This is a genomic window from Streptomyces sp. 4N509B (genome assembly GCF_052245655.1).
Lineage (GTDB): Bacteria > Actinomycetota > Actinomycetes > Streptomycetales > Streptomycetaceae > Streptomyces.
The window spans coordinates 176,842-191,564 of the sequence record NZ_JBQQBZ010000004.1; the positions used below are offsets into that span (position 1 = coordinate 176,842).

11 protein-coding genes are annotated in these 14,723 nt (G+C 74.0%); 4 read left to right on the forward strand and 7 right to left on the reverse strand.

Annotated features, from left to right (window positions below; all coding sequences use genetic code 11):
* Positions 1-47: 47 nt before the first annotated feature.
* On the reverse strand, positions 48-623 hold the full coding sequence (locus tag ACTWP5_RS06815) for a hypothetical protein (RefSeq protein ID WP_443219831.1): 576 nt from the start codon (positions 621-623) through the stop codon (positions 48-50).
* Between the two features lie 521 nt (positions 624-1,144).
* Between ACTWP5_RS06815 and ACTWP5_RS06820 the strand changes: the two genes are divergently transcribed.
* Positions 1,145-2,740 carry a carbohydrate-binding protein gene (locus ACTWP5_RS06820; RefSeq protein WP_443219832.1) on the forward strand — a complete coding sequence of 532 codons (1,596 nt, stop codon included), beginning with the start codon at positions 1,145-1,147 and terminating at the stop codon, positions 2,738-2,740.
* A gap of 124 nt (positions 2,741-2,864) precedes the next feature.
* Here the strand turns inward: ACTWP5_RS06820 and ACTWP5_RS06825 are convergent, their stop codons facing one another.
* Together ACTWP5_RS06825 and ACTWP5_RS06830 are read right to left on the reverse strand one after the other, a co-directional pair.
* Positions 2,865-3,413: a hemerythrin domain-containing protein gene (locus ACTWP5_RS06825; RefSeq protein ID WP_443219833.1), complete on the reverse strand. Its 549-nt coding sequence runs from the start codon at positions 3,411-3,413 to the stop codon at positions 2,865-2,867.
* A 39-nt stretch (positions 3,414-3,452) separates the two neighbouring features.
* On the reverse strand, positions 3,453-4,238 hold the full coding sequence (locus ACTWP5_RS06830; protein WP_443219834.1) for an alpha/beta fold hydrolase: 786 nt from the start codon (positions 4,236-4,238) through the stop codon (positions 3,453-3,455).
* 187 nt (positions 4,239-4,425) lie between these two features.
* On the opposite strand from ACTWP5_RS06830, the gene ACTWP5_RS06835 reads away from it, so the two are divergent.
* A complete protein-coding gene (locus ACTWP5_RS06835) occupies positions 4,426-5,874 on the forward strand; it encodes an aminotransferase-like domain-containing protein (RefSeq protein WP_443219835.1) in 1,449 nt (482 codons plus the stop codon).
* A 15-nt stretch (positions 5,875-5,889) separates the two neighbouring features.
* On the opposite strand, the gene wrbA is transcribed toward ACTWP5_RS06835, so the two are convergent.
* On the reverse strand, positions 5,890-6,492 hold the full coding sequence (gene wrbA, locus ACTWP5_RS06840; RefSeq protein ID WP_443219836.1) for an NAD(P)H:quinone oxidoreductase: 603 nt from the start codon (positions 6,490-6,492) through the stop codon (positions 5,890-5,892).
* 141 nt (positions 6,493-6,633) lie between these two features.
* Between wrbA and ACTWP5_RS06845 the strand changes: the two genes are divergently transcribed.
* Positions 6,634-7,221, forward strand: coding sequence for a TetR/AcrR family transcriptional regulator (locus ACTWP5_RS06845; protein WP_443219837.1), 588 nt, complete (start codon positions 6,634-6,636; stop codon positions 7,219-7,221).
* 152 nt (positions 7,222-7,373) lie between these two features.
* On the opposite strand, the gene ACTWP5_RS06850 is transcribed toward ACTWP5_RS06845, so the two are convergent.
* A complete protein-coding gene (locus ACTWP5_RS06850) occupies positions 7,374-8,030 on the reverse strand; it encodes a class I SAM-dependent methyltransferase (protein ID WP_443219838.1) in 657 nt (218 codons plus the stop codon).
* A gap of 129 nt (positions 8,031-8,159) precedes the next feature.
* Here ACTWP5_RS06850 and ACTWP5_RS06855 point away from each other — a divergent pair, with 129 nt between their 5' ends.
* Entirely contained in the window at positions 8,160-9,866 is a 1,707-nt protein-coding gene (locus tag ACTWP5_RS06855) for an NAD(P)/FAD-dependent oxidoreductase (protein ID WP_443219839.1), read from the forward strand.
* Between the two features lie 117 nt (positions 9,867-9,983).
* On the opposite strand, the gene ACTWP5_RS06860 is transcribed toward ACTWP5_RS06855, so the two are convergent.
* Both ACTWP5_RS06860 and ACTWP5_RS06865 read right to left on the reverse strand, forming a co-directional pair.
* Positions 9,984-11,549, reverse strand: coding sequence for a peroxidase family protein (locus ACTWP5_RS06860; RefSeq protein WP_443219840.1), 1,566 nt, complete (start codon positions 11,547-11,549; stop codon positions 9,984-9,986).
* 312 nt (positions 11,550-11,861) lie between these two features.
* Positions 11,862-14,690 (reverse strand): family 78 glycoside hydrolase catalytic domain, encoded by a 2,829-nt coding sequence (locus ACTWP5_RS06865; protein WP_443219841.1) that lies wholly within the window; start codon positions 14,688-14,690, stop codon positions 11,862-11,864.
* Between the last annotated feature and the right edge of the window lie 33 nt (positions 14,691-14,723).

A 14,723-nucleotide genomic window follows, 5' to 3' on the forward strand; every position in this document is an offset into this window, starting at 1 on the left:
ACGCGGAGCCTGGCGTCACCGGGACGACGGGCCGGGCGGGACGAGCTTCAGCGCGCGCCGAGCCAGCCCGTGGCCGCCACCACGTCCGTGGCCACGTCCACGACCGTGCGGCCGTCGGTGGCCACACGGACCGTGTCGGACGGTGCCCGCGCGTCCAGCATCGGGGCCTTCAGGGCGCTGGTGCGCAGCTCCGCGTCCCGGCGCGATCCCAGCTCCCGGCGGACCAGCCGGCCGGTGGCGGTCTCGTCGGAGGCGGTGAGCAGGACGCGGATCAGCCGCACCCGTGACGCGTCGGACGCCTCGGACCCCTCGGACACTCCCACCGCGCGCCGGACCATGTCCCCGTACTCCGGCAGCACGCACACGGTCCTGGTGTAGACGAGGCGGCGGCAGCCGAGTTCGGCGTAGGCGCGCCACACCGCCGCGAGGTTGCGCTCGGTGATCCCCACGCGGTCGGGGTCGCCGTCGGGAGCGGGGTGGACCTGCCCGAGGAGGTCGCCCTCGACGAGCGCGTGGGCGACCCCGGCGGCGGCCAACCGCGCCGACACCTCCCAGCCGACCGTCGTCTTCCCCGACCCGGCCCGACCACCGATGAGGAGCACGTCCACGGAGTCCCTGTCCACCACGCCAGTGTGCCGCCCTGCCACTGACCCGACTCCGAGGAAGCACCGCGTGCCCGGGAGTGTCGACGTGGTGCCCACGCCGCTCCACCTTCCCCTCGCCCGCGACCTCGTGACGTCCCGTCAGCCAGACGCGGGGTCGCGTCGCGGGTGACGCCCCGGCCTCGGCCGAAGCAGGCGCGGGAGCCGTCGAGGACCGAAGGCTGGCGCCCGCCGGGGCGGCGAGGAGCGGACGACGGGCCCGGAGAACCTCGGGCAGCGCGCGATAGTGCACACGGTGGCCCTCATCGTCCACGCGGAACGACCTAACCTGTCCCTACCCGAGCCGCACGGCGCGGGTGAGACGTCATCCTCACCCGCGCCGGACCCACCTCACGCTGACCGTGCCGTTCACTCCCGGCCTCACGCCCACCACCCCCGCCACCGCGTCACCGTCACCGCGTTCACCGTCACTGCTGCGACTGCTGCTGCTTCGTGTCATCTGCATGCCATCAACCACATCTGTACGTGGAGGGAAGGACACCATGCCTGGACGAAGAAGGAGATCGAGAGCCGCTGCCGTCGGCCTGACCGGCCTGCTCGCGGCGGCGGCCACGCTGGTCGCGCTGGAGGGCAGCGCGCACGCCGGCACCGTCAGGTACGAGGCGGAGGGCTCCTCGGCCACCTGCGAGGGGGCGATCGAGTCCGAGCACGCGGGATTCTCCGGCTCCGGGTTCTGCAACACCGAGAACGCCGCGGGCGCGTCCGCGACGTTCACCGTCAGCGCCGCCTCGGCCGGCCAGGCCACGATCGCCGTCCGGTACGCCAACGGGACCACGACCGCGCGCGGCACCTCCCTCGCCGTCAACGGCGCCACCGTGCAGTCGACCACCTTCGAGGGAACGGGCGCGTGGACGACCTGGGTGACCAGGACCTTCACGGCCCCGCTGAACGCCGGCGGCAACACCGTCGAGCTCACCGCGACCGGCTCCGGCGGCCTGGCCAACATCGACTACGTCGAGGTCACCACCGAAGGCGACGACCCGCCGCCGCCGACCGGCGGCGACACGCTGTACGTCGCGCCCGGCGGCAGCGACGGCGCCGCCGGCACCGAGTCGGACCCGACGACGCTGACCTCCGCGATCGACCGCATCGAACCGGGCGGGACGATCTACCTGCGCGGCGGGACCTACCGCTTCTCCGAGACGGTCACCATCCCCCCGGGGAACAACGGCACCTCCGGTGACCGCACCGAACTCACCGCCCTCCCCGGGCAGACGCCGGTGCTGAACTTCTCCGCCATGGCCGAGGAGACCACCAACCGCGGGCTCGCCGTCAACGGCCAGTACTGGCACATCCGCGGCATCGTCGTCGAGCACGCGGGCGACAACGGCATCTTCGTCGGCGGCAGCAACAACGTCATCGAGCGCACCGTCACGCGCTACAACCACGACAGCGGGCTCCAGCTCTCGCGGATGGCCTCCACCACCCCGCGTGACCAGTGGCCGGCCAACAACCTCATGCTGAGCGTGGAGTCCCACGACAACGCCGACTCCGACGGCGAGGACGCCGACGGCTTCGCCGCCAAGCTCACCTCGGGACCGGGCAACGTCTTCCGGTACGCCGTCGCCCACAACAACATCGACGACGGCTGGGACCTCTACACCAAGAGCGACACCGGCGCGATCGGCGCGGTGACCGTCGAGTACTCCCTGGCCTACGAGAACGGCACCCTCAGCAACGGCGGCCAGGCCGGCAACGGCGACCGCAACGGCTACAAGCTCGGTGGCGAGGACATCCCGGTCAACCACGTGATCCGGCACAACATCGCCTACGACAACGGCAAGCACGGGTTCACCTACAACCGGAACACCGGCTCCATGACCGTGTCGAACAACGTCGGCATCGCCAACGCCGAGCGCAACTTCAACTTCGACGGCGGCTCCTCGGTCTTCCGCAACAACACCTCGTGCGACAGCGGGTCCAACGACCGGACGATCGGAAACGTCGACGGCTCCAACCAGTTCTACTCCGGCTCCAACGGGTCCCGGTGCTCCTCCTACGACGGGGCGCTCGGCTGGTCCTTCGCCTCCGACGGCCGCCTCGTCGTCACCTTCGGCGGCAGCCCCGTGAACCCGTAGGGCCACCCCAGACGGCGTCGCCCGCCCCCGGCCACCCGCCACGGTGGCCACCCTGGCCGGCCCCTCCCCCCGCGGGACGGGCCGGCCAGGTCCGTCCCGGCCCCGCTCCCGCCCGGCCGGGCTCTCAGGTCGTCAGGGGGGTGGTGATGCCGAGCAGGCCCTCCGTCGTCCCGGCGTCGGCGGGCAGCTTGTTGAGCGCGGTGACGATCGTGCGCTCCTCGTACCGGAAGTGGGACTCCAGGATCGAGGAGATGCCGTCGAGCTCGGCGCGCACCCGGCGCGCCTCGACCTCGTCGGGCTCGTCCGTGATGCCGTCCAGGAGCTGCTCCAAGCCGTGCTGGACGACGCGTATCAGCTCGTGGTCCTCCCTCAGCTTGTCGATGACGGGGCCGAGTTCGGGGAACTCCCTGCCCAGCACGGGGAACGCGCCCCCGTCCTCGCCGGTGTGGTGGAGGGTGAGGGCGGAACAGAAGGCCAGGCAGTGGGCCTTCAGCCCGCGTGGCCGCTCGGGCCGGCCCCTGCTGTCGGCGTCGAGGTAGCTGTTGACGTCCGCGTGGAGCTGGGCGATCTCGGCGCGGAGCGCGTCGTGGATCTCGATCAGCTCGTGGCCGAACGAGGTGAGGCGCTGCCGTGCGTGGTCGGGGTCGTTGTCACTACTTGTGGTGATCATCATGTTTCCACGGTGTTTCACGGTGCCTTCGGGTGCCTCACCCTACGGTGCGCGCAAGGTGTCGAGGAAGCGGCTGAACACGGCGTTGAACGTGGCAGGGTCCTCGAGGTTCGGCAGGTGGCCCGCGCGCTCGATGATCTCCAGGCGGGAGTCGGGGATCGCGTCGCTCAGCAGACGGGCCTCGGCGACCGGCGTGAAGGAGTCCTCGCTCCCCACCACGACGAGGGTCGGCACCGCGACGGAGGGAAGCATCGCCACGTAGTCCGGGCGCAGGGCGCGTCCCCGCAGGGCGGCGGCGGCGCCCTCGCGCGGGGTGCGCCGCATCATGGCCGTCACGTGCCGCGCCACCTGGGGCCGCGTGGCGAGGGTGTGGCGGGAGACCATGCGCTCCAGCACCTCGTGCGCGTACCCGTCCATGCCCTCGCGCAGCAGCCGTTCGGCCATGGACGCGCGGGCGCGTCTGCCCGCCGCCGTCTCGGCGACGGCCGAGGTGTCGGCGAGCAGCAGGCCCGTGATCCGCTGGGCGAAGAGGCGGTGGCACTCCATCACGATCTGACCGCCCATCGACAGGCCGCCGAGCACGAACCGCTCCACGCCGAGGCCGTCGAGCAGGCCGACGACGTCCCGCGCGAAGTCCTCCAGCAGCGTGACGCCGGGGACGACGGGGCTGCGGCCGTACCCGCGCAGGTCCGGGGTGATCACGCGCCAGCCCCGCGCCGCGAGCCACTCGGCCTGGGGGCGCCACATCGAACGGTCGAACGGGTGGCCGTGGACGAGCACGACCGTCTCGCCGCGGCCCCGGTCGCCGTACTCCAGTGCGACTCTCATGCCGTCATGCTAAGTGGTGCAAAATCTCGGAGCAAGTATCTCTTTGCCCTCGGTGCAATGTGCTGTGGTCGGGGGTATGCTCGGACGGGAACGGGACGGCGCCGGCGGCACGGCGCGGGCGGGGCGGCTCCACACGCGGCAGCCCCGGCGCGGAGCGTGGGCGGGACACGGGAGGACGAGCAGCACGATGGACGACTACCGCTCGATCGCCGACCACCTGGCGGCCGAGATCATCGCCGGCCGGCTGATGCCGGGGGAGCGGCTGCCGCCGCAGCGGCAGTTCGCCCGGCAGCGCGGCATCGCCGCCTCCACGGCGTCCCGGGTCTACGGCGAGCTGGTCCGCCGCGGTCTCGCCGTCGGGGAGGTCGGCCGGGGCACCTTCATCAGGACGGGGAGCCCGCGCCCGAGCCCCGCGCTCGCGGAGCCGGGCACGGCCCGCGTCGACCTGGAGCTGAACTTCCCGGCGCTGCCCGACGAGCCGGAGCGGCTCGCGCAGGGGCTCGCCCGGCTGCTGCGCGGTGGCGGCATGGGCGAGGCGCTGCGCCCGGTCGGCGCCGTCGGCACGCCCGCGGCGCGGGAGGCCGCCGCGGCGCTGCTGGCTCGCGCGGGCTGGCGGCCGGGTCCGGAGCGGGTGCTGTTCGCCGGCAGCGGCCGGCAGGCGATCGCGGGCGCCATCGCCGCCCTGGTGCCCACGGGCGGTCGGCTCGGGGTCGAGGCCCTGACGTATCCCGTGGTGAAGGGGATCGCGGCCCGCCTGGGCGTGGAGCTCGTGCCGCTCGCGACGGACGACGACGGCCTGGTCCCCGAGGCCCTGGCGAGCGCCGCCTCCGGTGGTGGTGCCTCCGGCGGTGGTGTCGGAGGTGCCGCCTCGGGGGACACGGGGCCGGCCGACCCGGCGGTCGCCGGTCCGGCGGCCGGCCCACGCGCCGCCGCCGGCGCGTGGCCGCGGCTCCACGCGGTCTATCTCCAGCCGGCGCTGCACAACCCCCTGGGCGCCACGATGTCCGCCGCCCGGCGCGCCGCGCTCGTCGAGGTGCTGCGCCGTCACGAGCTGACCGCGATCGAGGACGCGATCTACGGCTTCCTCCGCGAGGACCTGCCGCCGTTGGCCGCGCTCGCCCCCGAGCGCGTCGTCGTGGTGGACAGCCTGTCCAAGCGGCTCAGCCCCGGCCTGACGCTCGGCTTCGCCGTGGCGCCCGAGCCGCTCGTCGGCGGCCTCGCGGCGGCGCTCCGCTCGGGGGCGTGGACGGCGCCACGCTTCGCGCTCGACGCCGCCACGGAGTGGATCACCGACGGCACGGCCGCCGCGATACAGGAGGCCAAGCGCGTCGACGCCGTGAGCCGCCAGCGGCTGGCGGCCCAGCGGCTGGCGGGCCTGGACGTCCGCGCCGACCCGCACGCGTACCACTGCTGGTGGACGCTGCCCGAGCCGTGGCGGGCCGAGACGTTCGTGGCCGCCGCCGCCCGCCTCGACATCGCGGTGACCCCGGCCGCGGCCTTCACCGTGGGCCGGGGGCACGCGCCGAACGCCGTGCGGCTCGCCCTGTCCGCCCCGCCGGTCGACGCGTTGGCCGACGCCCTCGGCGTGCTCGCGGCGCTGGCGCGGCGCTCGCCCGAGGACGTCGGCCCGGAGTGACGTGACGCGTGGGCGTCAGCCGGCGGTGGCCAGCAGGCGGGAGGCGATGCTGGCCAGGCGCTCGCCCTGGTAGCGGGCGGCGGCGAGGGTCTCCTCGGACGGGGCGTCCGAGCCGTGGTGGGCGGTGCCGTACGGGTTGCCGCCCGCCGGGTAGACGACCGGGTCGGCGTAGCCGGGCGGGACGATGATCGAGCCCCAGTGGTGGAAGGTGTTGTAGAGGGCGAGGATCGTGGACTCGTTGCCGCCGTGGGCGTTGAAGGCGCTGGCGAAGCCGGTGGCGGGCTTGCCCGCCATGACGCCCTGCTGCCACAGGCCGCCGGCGGTGTCGATGAACTGCTTCAGCTGCGAGGTCACGTTCCCGAAGCGGGTCGGCGACCCGAGGGCGTAGGCGTCGGCCCAGGACAGGTCGTCGAGCGTGGCGACCTCCACGTTCCTCGTCGCCTCCACGTGCTCGCGCCAGGCCGGGTTGGCGTCGATGGCCTCGTCCGGGGCGAGCTCGGCGACCCGGCGCAGCCGCACCTCCGCGCCCGCCTTCTCGGCGCCCTCGGCCACGGCCGTGGCGAGCCGGTGGACGTTTCCGGTGGAGGAGTAGTAGATGACGGCGACCTTCGCGCTCATGATGATGGGGCCTCTCCCAGCAGTGGTCACAGGACGGAACCGCCGAGGCGGAGCGTCCCCGCCCCAGCGTTGTTGAAGATTAAACCGGATAGCTATCCGCTGGCAAGCCCCAAGCGGATAACTATCCGCTAGTCTCGAACCATGCCCTCCGAGCTTCCCGTCGTCGGCCAGCCGCCGCCGGAGCGGGCGGATGCCGCCCGCAACCGCCGCCGGATCCTCGACGCGGCGGCGCGGCTCGTGGCGGAGCGGGGCCCCGAGGCCGTCACCATGAACGCCGTCGCGCACGCCGCCGGCATGGGCGTCGGCACGGTCTACCGCCGCTTCGGGGATGTCGCCCGGCTCCTGTTCGCCCTGCTCGACGACAGCGAGCGGCGCTTCCAGCAGGCGTTCCTGACCGGACCGCCGCCCCTCGGCCCCGGCGCCCCGGCCGCCGACCGGCTGCGCGCCTTCCTCCACGCCCTCGCCGACCGGGTGGAGGAGCAGCGCCGGCTGATGGGCGCGGTGGAGGCCGCCTCGCCCCGGGCCCGCTACGGCACCGGCGTCTACCACACGCTCCACACCCACGTCGCGATGCTCGTGCCCGAGGTGCGGCCCGAGGGCGACCCGGACGTCCTGGCCCACCTCCTGCTCGCGCCGTTCGTGCCGAGCCTGTTCGAGCACCTCAGGGACACCGAGGGGCTGACGACGGACCAGATCAAGGCCGGCATCGACGGTCTCCTGGCGGCCTGAGGGCGCTCCCCTCGTCCCCGGCGGGTCAGGGGACGGCGTCCGGCGGCGCCGGGCCGCCGCGTGGTGAAGAACGGGGCCACCCCCGCCGAGGTGGAGGAGCGCGTCGGCCCCGCGGGCCGGCCACCGACGACGACACGGCTGGGCGGGGGCCTTCAGGGCGTGTCCGCGCTCCGCTCCGCCACGCCCAGCACGTGGGCGGCGGCGGGGGAGGGGAGGCGGCTGGGCGGGAAGGTGAAGCGGTCCAGCGCGGTGATGGTGAAGCCGGCGGCCGCGACGGCCCCGACCGTGTCGCGGCCGGTGTGGCAGCCGCCCATCAGACGCGGCCAGAGCGTGGCGTCGAGCACCCGCTGGACGCGGCGCAGGCCGGGCGTCTCGGCCCGCACGTGCTCGAAGAAGCGGAGGTCGCCGCCGGGCCGCACCACGCGGTGAAGCTCCGCGAGGGCCGCCCCCGGGTCGGCGATCGAGCAGAGCGTCAGGCACGCGACGGCCGCGTCGAACGACGCGTCGGGAAAGGGGAGCCGCTCGGCGCGGGCGGCGAGGACGTGGGCCGCGACGGGGGAGGAGCGGGCGCGTGCCGCGGCGAGGGCGCGCAGGTGCGGCTCCGGCTCGACGGCCACGAGCCGCGTCACGCCGGAGGGGTAGTGCGGGAGGTTCAACCCGTCGCCCGCGCCGATCTCCACGACCGTCCCGGCGAGCCCGGCCACCAGCCGACGCCGGTGGGCGGCGACGCCCGCCCGCTCCAGCGTCGGGCCGACGAGCCGGGCGTAGTAGCGGGCGAAGAGCGGATGCCTCGTGGAGGTGCGCGCCATGGCGGCCATTCTCCACCGGTTCACGGTCGCCGGTGTGGGATGCCCGGCACGCCATCGAAGACAGCGAAGGATCCCCGAGAGGGTGATAGATCCCTTACACGGTGTTCATCCCTCTCGAAAGGTGCCCCCATGTCTTCGCCCCTCACGGCTCGTCACGCGATCGTCCTGGCCGACGCCGACCCCGTCCGTCGGGAGGCGCTGAGATCCGGCATCGAGCGGTGGTACGGCGAGCAGTTCGCCGTCGTCACGGCGGCCGACGCCGGGGACTCCCTGCGGATCGCCTCGGCGCTCGGGGCGGAGGGCGTGCTGCCCGTGCTGGTCGCCGCCGTGGCCGAGAGCGAGGAGCGGATCGTGGCCGAGGCCCTCGACGCCTCCCGGCTGCCTCAGGGCGCGGGTCGCCTGTGGCTCACGCCGTCGCCGGCCGTGAACGGGGCCGCCAGCGGCCCGGGAGAGCGGGGCGGGGACGGCGTCGGCCGGCTGCCGTTCCCCGTCGACCGCCCGCAGGACCTCGACGTCCGCCTGATCGACACGCTCCTGGCCGACTGGTGGCGCGGCGCCACCCCCCAGGAGCGCGGAGCGCTGACGCTGGTGGTCGTCGGAGCGCACTACAGGACCCAGCGGGCCTTCGAGATCCGCGCCTTCCTGTCCGGATGCGGCGTCGTCTTCGGCTGGACCGAGCAGCCGGCGAGCGAACCCGTCCAGGTCGTGGTCTTCGACGTCGAGGGCGGACAGGTCGAGACCCTCGTCGAGCCGACGCTCGCGCAGCTGGCGGTCGCCTGTCGACTCGTCGACAAGCCGGTCGGCACCGTGTTCGACGTGATCGTCGTCGGCGGCGGGCCCGCCGGCCTGGCCACGGGCATCTACGCGGGCACCGAGGGGCTCAGGGCGCTGATCGTGGAGAACGGCGCGCCGGGCGGTCAGGTCGCCACCTCCCACGAGGTCGCCAACTACCTCGGTTTCCCCGACGGGATCTCCGGCTGGGAGCTCTCCCGGCGCGCCCTGGCGCAGGCGAGGAAGTACGGCGTCGGCTGGCTGCCGGGCCACGTCGCGGGCCCGCTCACCCTCGGCACGGGCACGCAGCGCCACCGGGTCACGGTCGGCGCCGACGTCTACGAGGCGGGCGCCGTCGTGATCGCCAGCGGCCTGAAGCCGGTCGAGCTCGACGCCACGGGCGCGAAGGCGGTCCTCGGCAGGGGGCTGTACTACAGCACCCTGGAGGTGGACCTCGAGCTGCTGAAGGGCCAGCCGGTCGTGGTGGTCGGCGGCGGCAACTCGGCGGGCGAGGCCGCGCTCCAGCTCGCCGGCTTCGCCTCCCGGGTCACGATGCTGGTGCGCAGCACGCTGAAGATGTCCGGCTACCTTGAGGACGCCGTCAGGCGGACGCCGAACATCGACGTCTGGGAGGGCTACGTCGTCGACGAGTGCTTCGCCGACGGCCACGGCGAACTGCACCGCGTCCGCGTGCGGGGCACGGCCACCTTCGACCTCCACTACCTGGACACCCGCTGGCTGTACTGCCTGCTGGGCGGCACCCCCGACACGGCGTGGCTCGGGAGGACGGCGGCGGAGCGGATCCGCTCGGACGGCAAGGGCTTCGTCCTGACGGGCCACCACCTCCCGAAGGAGGTCCAGCCGGCGGCGCCGACGCGGACCAGCGTGGCGGGCGTGCACGCCGTCGGTGACGTGCGGAAGGGGTACCCGCCGCGCGTCGGCTCCGCCGTGGGCCAGGGCTCGGCCGCGGTCGTCGACGTGCTGGAGTACCGCGCCGCGAACCCCGGCCTCTTCCCGTCCCTCACCACCGCCACGGAGGCGGCCGCCGAGCCCGCCGTGGGGTGACGCGCCGCGCGGACACGAGGCGGGGAGGGCGAGCCGACCGGCCGCCCTCCCCGCCTCGTCGATCCCGTCCGTCGTGTCCGTCGCGTCGTGTCCGTCTCGTCCCGCTCCCGGCGGCGGCTACGACGTGGGCACGCCGAAGCCGGTGAACGCGATCAGGTCGCTCATGGTGAAGCCGCCGACCCGACCCTCCAACGTCGGGAGGACGGGCATCCAGGTGGGCGAGTTCGACAGGTACGAGGAGGGGTCGGCCATCAGCATGCCGCAGAAGACCTCGGCGATGATGCGGGAGCCGACCGGCCCCAGGCGCAGCCCGCCGGAGCGCACCTGCGCCTCCTGCAACACGTAGTACCACAGCGGGGCCTGTCCGTTGTCGGGCAGGTCGAGCTCCGCGTCGGTGAGGGCGGTGACCCCCACGGCACGGGCGACGTCCTGCCCGGAGGGCAGCCCGAGCCGCGCGCCACGGGTGAGGTTGCGCACGGCGAGGTTCCTGATGCCCTCGGCCTGCTCGGGCGGCATGTTCTCCAGCGGGAGGACCAGGTGCCGGTCGATCCTGCGGCTCATCTGGAGCTTGTCGCCGCTGCTCCTCATCGGGAAGTAGCGGTTCCACTCGATCTGCCACCCCGGCGGCAGCGGCCGGAAGCCGCCGAGGTGCGCCAGCGGGTCCGTCAGCGCCGAGCGGTCGACGAAGATCTGGCGGCTCACGGCGGCGTTCAGGGCGTAGCCCCGGCGGATCATCGAGTGTCCGAAGCGGTAGGCGGCCACGGCGAACTCGACGGGCATGTAGACCTGGTGGCGCCAGCGGAAGAAGCTCAGGTTCATCTGGGTGGCGTCCTCGCCGCCGGCGGTGAGCGGGCCGCGTCGCATGACGTCGCCGAGGGTCTCCGTCTGGAGGATCTGCGGCAGGAAGTCGTGCATGACGATCCACTGGTAGTGCCAGCGCACCAGCCGCTGGGCGCAGTCGAAGACGTCCTCGTTGCCGCGACGGTGCTCCATGAACATCGCGCCCATGTCGTCGCTCAGCCAGTCGCACACCTTGTTGTGGAAGAGCATCATGGTCAGCTGGAGCTGGCTGACGATGACGTTCTCGTCGTTCCTGGGGTCGCCGATCAGCGCGATGCCGCGGGAGCGGGGGAGGTCGCGCTCGTTCGTCGGGCTGCCGGCCACCTCGCCGATCGCGAAGCGCGGCGCCGGGTCCTTGTCGGTCCTGACGTACATGTAGGGCTGGTCGGCGGGGCCCCGGCCGTAGAGGCAGTCCAGGTCGAAGCGGGGGGTGCGGAAGTTCGTGAGGGCGTCGGGGTCGTTCTGCCGCTCCAGGCTGGAGGCCGGGTCGAAGGTGATGTCGTGGTCGATGAACTGACCGAGGTAGGTGTAGCCGGCCGGGATCTCCCCCGCCTGCTCCGGATCGGTCCCCGTCTCGCTCATCGTCCTCGCGACCTTGTCGATGCGCCCCTCGTCGGGGATGTACGGGGAGAGCTTGCGGAACATCCGGCCGAACCGGCCGGTGTTCAGGGCGGACTCCGGCACGTAGCCCATGCCGCGGACCACGTAGGAGTGGTTGCGGATCGAGGAGGTGGGCATGCCGAGGTCCTTGCCACCGCCGGCCATGTCCACGGTGACCTGGCCCGGGTCCTGCACGTGTCCGTTCGGGGCGACGGCCGTCTGCTCGGCGACGTCTGACGACATGGGCGTTCATCCTTTCCCTGGGGTCGCGGCTCGTCTCCGGCGGCCCCGCCAGTCCCGGCCGTCTGGCTGTTCCGGCAGTCCCGGCCGCGCTGGCCGTCCGCCGGGCCGGGTGGGGCCTGTCCTGAGAGCCGAAATCAACCTAACGTGCGGAATGTCCCTCTCGTGAGTTAATGTCCGCGTCTCGTGTGACGATCCAGGGGGTCTCATTCGGCTGGCTCAGTCGCCCCGCACCGACACGGCCCGCCGCCGCGTCGGCCGACCGGGCGGCTGACGCGACGACGGGCCGTGGGTGGACCGCGGCGGGAGGGGCCTTTAGATCGCGCGGCCCAGCAGCGCCACCAGGGCGCGGCTGGCCTCCTCACCGGCCGGGTTGTGCGTGCGACGGGCCAGCCACAGCGGCAGCTCGCGGGCCGGGGCGTGGAGGTAGCGGGCGGCCTTGGCCGCGATGTCGGTGGCGTCGGCGCCGAGCCCGTGGTCGACGAGGAGGGCGACGGCCTCGCGCCACAGGTGCGGGGAGTCGATCAGCTCGCGCACCGTGGTGACGGCGGCCCGGCCGTTCCGCGTCGCCTGCGGCGCGGGCAGGGACCACGTGTGCCGGCCGTGGCCCACCTCGAACGGCTCGTCGTCGGGTCCGGCCCCCGGGAGGTGGACGGTCGCCCTGGCTCCGACGGGGATGGTGGCCTCGACCACCAGGCGGCCCGCCTCCCGTCGCCAGCCGACGCTCGCCTCGCCGTACGGCGTGAGGTGACGCGCCGAGGCGTGCGTCAGCTCGGAGTAGGGCACCGGCCGGACGGTGATGTGCCGGTACCCCGGGGCGGCGGGGGCGAGCCCGGCGACCGTGCGGTGGAGCCAGTCGGCGACCGCGCCGAGGGCGTAGTGGTTGAACGAGGTCATCTGGCCGGGGTTGATGCTGCCGTCCGGCAGCATGGAGTCCCAGCGCTCCCAGATCGTGGTCGCGCCCATCGTGACGGGGTAGAGCCAGGACGGGCAGCCGCGCTCCAGCAGCAGGCGGTAGGCCAGGTCGGGGCGGCCGGCGGTGGTGAGCGCGTCGGTGATCAGGGGGGTGCCGACGAAGCCGGTGGCGATGCGGAAGCCCTCCTCACGCACCAGGTCGGCCAGGCGCCGCCCGGCGTTCTCGCGCTGCGCGGCCGTGGGCAGCAGCGCCCACTCGATCGCGAGAGCGTAGGCCGTCGGCGCGTCGGACAGGACCCGCCCGGCGGCGGTCACGTAGTGCCGGGCGAACGCCTCCCGCGTGCGCGCGGCCAGCTCCGCGTACGAGGTGCCGTCACGGCCGATGACGCGGGCGGCCTCGGCGACGATCTCGGCGGAACGGGCCAGGTGGGCGGTCGCGACGACGTCGGCGTCCGCGCGGGCGGCGAAGGGGTTGTCCGGCGGCGCGGCCGGGTCGAGCCAGTCGCCGAACTGGAAGCCCCCCGCCCGCACCCCGTCGGTGGTGAGGGAGGCGATCCGGTCGACCCAGGCGCACATCGAGGCGTACTGCCGTTCCAGGATCGCCGGGTCGCCGTAGCGCTGGTACAGCACCCACGGCACGATCGTGGCGGCGTCGCCCCAGGCGGCCGCGGTCGGGGCGGCGTCGCGCAGCGCGTCGGGGATGACGTACGGGACGGACCCGTCGGGCAGCTGGTCGGCGGCGAGGTCGGCGAGCCAGGTGGACAGGAAGCCGGCCGAGTCGAACAGGAAGCTCGCCGTGGGCGCGAAGACCTGGATGTCACCGGTCCAGCCGAGGCGCTCGTCGCGCTGCGGGCAGTCGGTGGGCACGTCGAGGAAGTTGCCGCGCATGCCCCAGACGACGTTGGCGTGCAGCTGGTTGACGTCGGCGTCGGAGCAGGTGAACCAGCCGGTGCGGCGCAGGTCCGTGCCGACGACGACGGCCTCGGCGCGGAAGAACGCGGAACCGAGGCCGGTGACCTCGGCGTAGCGGAAGCCGTGGAAGGTCAGGCTCGGCTCCAGCAGGACGTCGCCGCCCTCCTCCGGCAGGAGGTAGGTGTCGGTGGCCTCGGCGCTGCGCAGCGGGCGGACGCCCAGCTCCTCGTGCTCCAGGACCTCGGCGTGGCGGACGGTGACCTCGGCGCCGCGCGGCACGTCCCGGGCGTGGATCCTGACCCAGCCGACGACGTTCTGGCCGAAGTCGACGAGCACCTTCCCCGAGGGCGAGGACCACACCCGCACGGACGGCAGCACGTCGGTGACGCGGACCGGGGGTCCCTCCGGCGCGACGAGGCGGCCGAGGTCGCCCTCGACGACCTCGACGCCGTCCGCCGCGCCCTCGCCACCGGCGGGGGCGGCGGCGGGAACGCGCAGGTCGGTGCGCTGGCCGTCGTACAGGTCGTCGGCCAGGACGTTGCTGGCGTGCGCGGTCCACCGCTCGTCGGTGACGATCCGCTCGGTCGAGCCGTCGGCGTGGGTGACCTCCAGCTGGGCCAGGAGCGCGAGCCGGTCGCCGTAGAGGGCGCGGGCGCCGCGCCAGCCGAGCCGGCCGCGGTACCAGCCGTTGCCCAGCAGCACCTCCAGCGTGTTCTCGCCCTCCCGCAGCAGCGCGGTGACGTCGTGGGTCTGGTACCGCAGGCGGTGGTCGTAGGAGGTCCAGCCGGGGGCGAGGATCTCGTCGCCGACGCGGGTGCCGTTCAGGGTGGCGACGTAGACGCCGTGCGCGGTGGCGTGCAGGCGGGCCGAGACGATGTCGGGCCCGAGGGTCACCGTCCGTAGCAGGACGGGGGCCGGGTCGCCGACGCGGCCCAGGCGGCTGGGGCTGACGAAGCGGGCCGTCCAGTCCGAGGGCTGAAGCAGCCCGGCCTCGACGGTGGCCGGCTCGCTCCACTCCGACCAGGCCCCGTCTCCGTCGGCGACCCGCACCTGGACGGCGGCGCGGGCGCGGGAGGCCAGCGGCGGGAACGGCCAGGGGACCAGCACCTGTTCCGCGCCCTCCACGCCGACGGTGGCCCGGACGGCGTCCTCGCCGTCGGTGCCGTCGGGGTCGGTCAGGCGCAGTTCGTAGGCGGACTGGGTCCAGGCGGGGTCATCGGTCGTGACCTGCCACGACAGGCGGGGCGTGGCGGTGCCGATACCGAGAGCCGTGTCGCGGTGCTCGAAGCGGACAGGGCTGACGGAGGCGGTGGTCATGGATGCGGTCTCCCGGTCTCGTGGGGTCGGCGT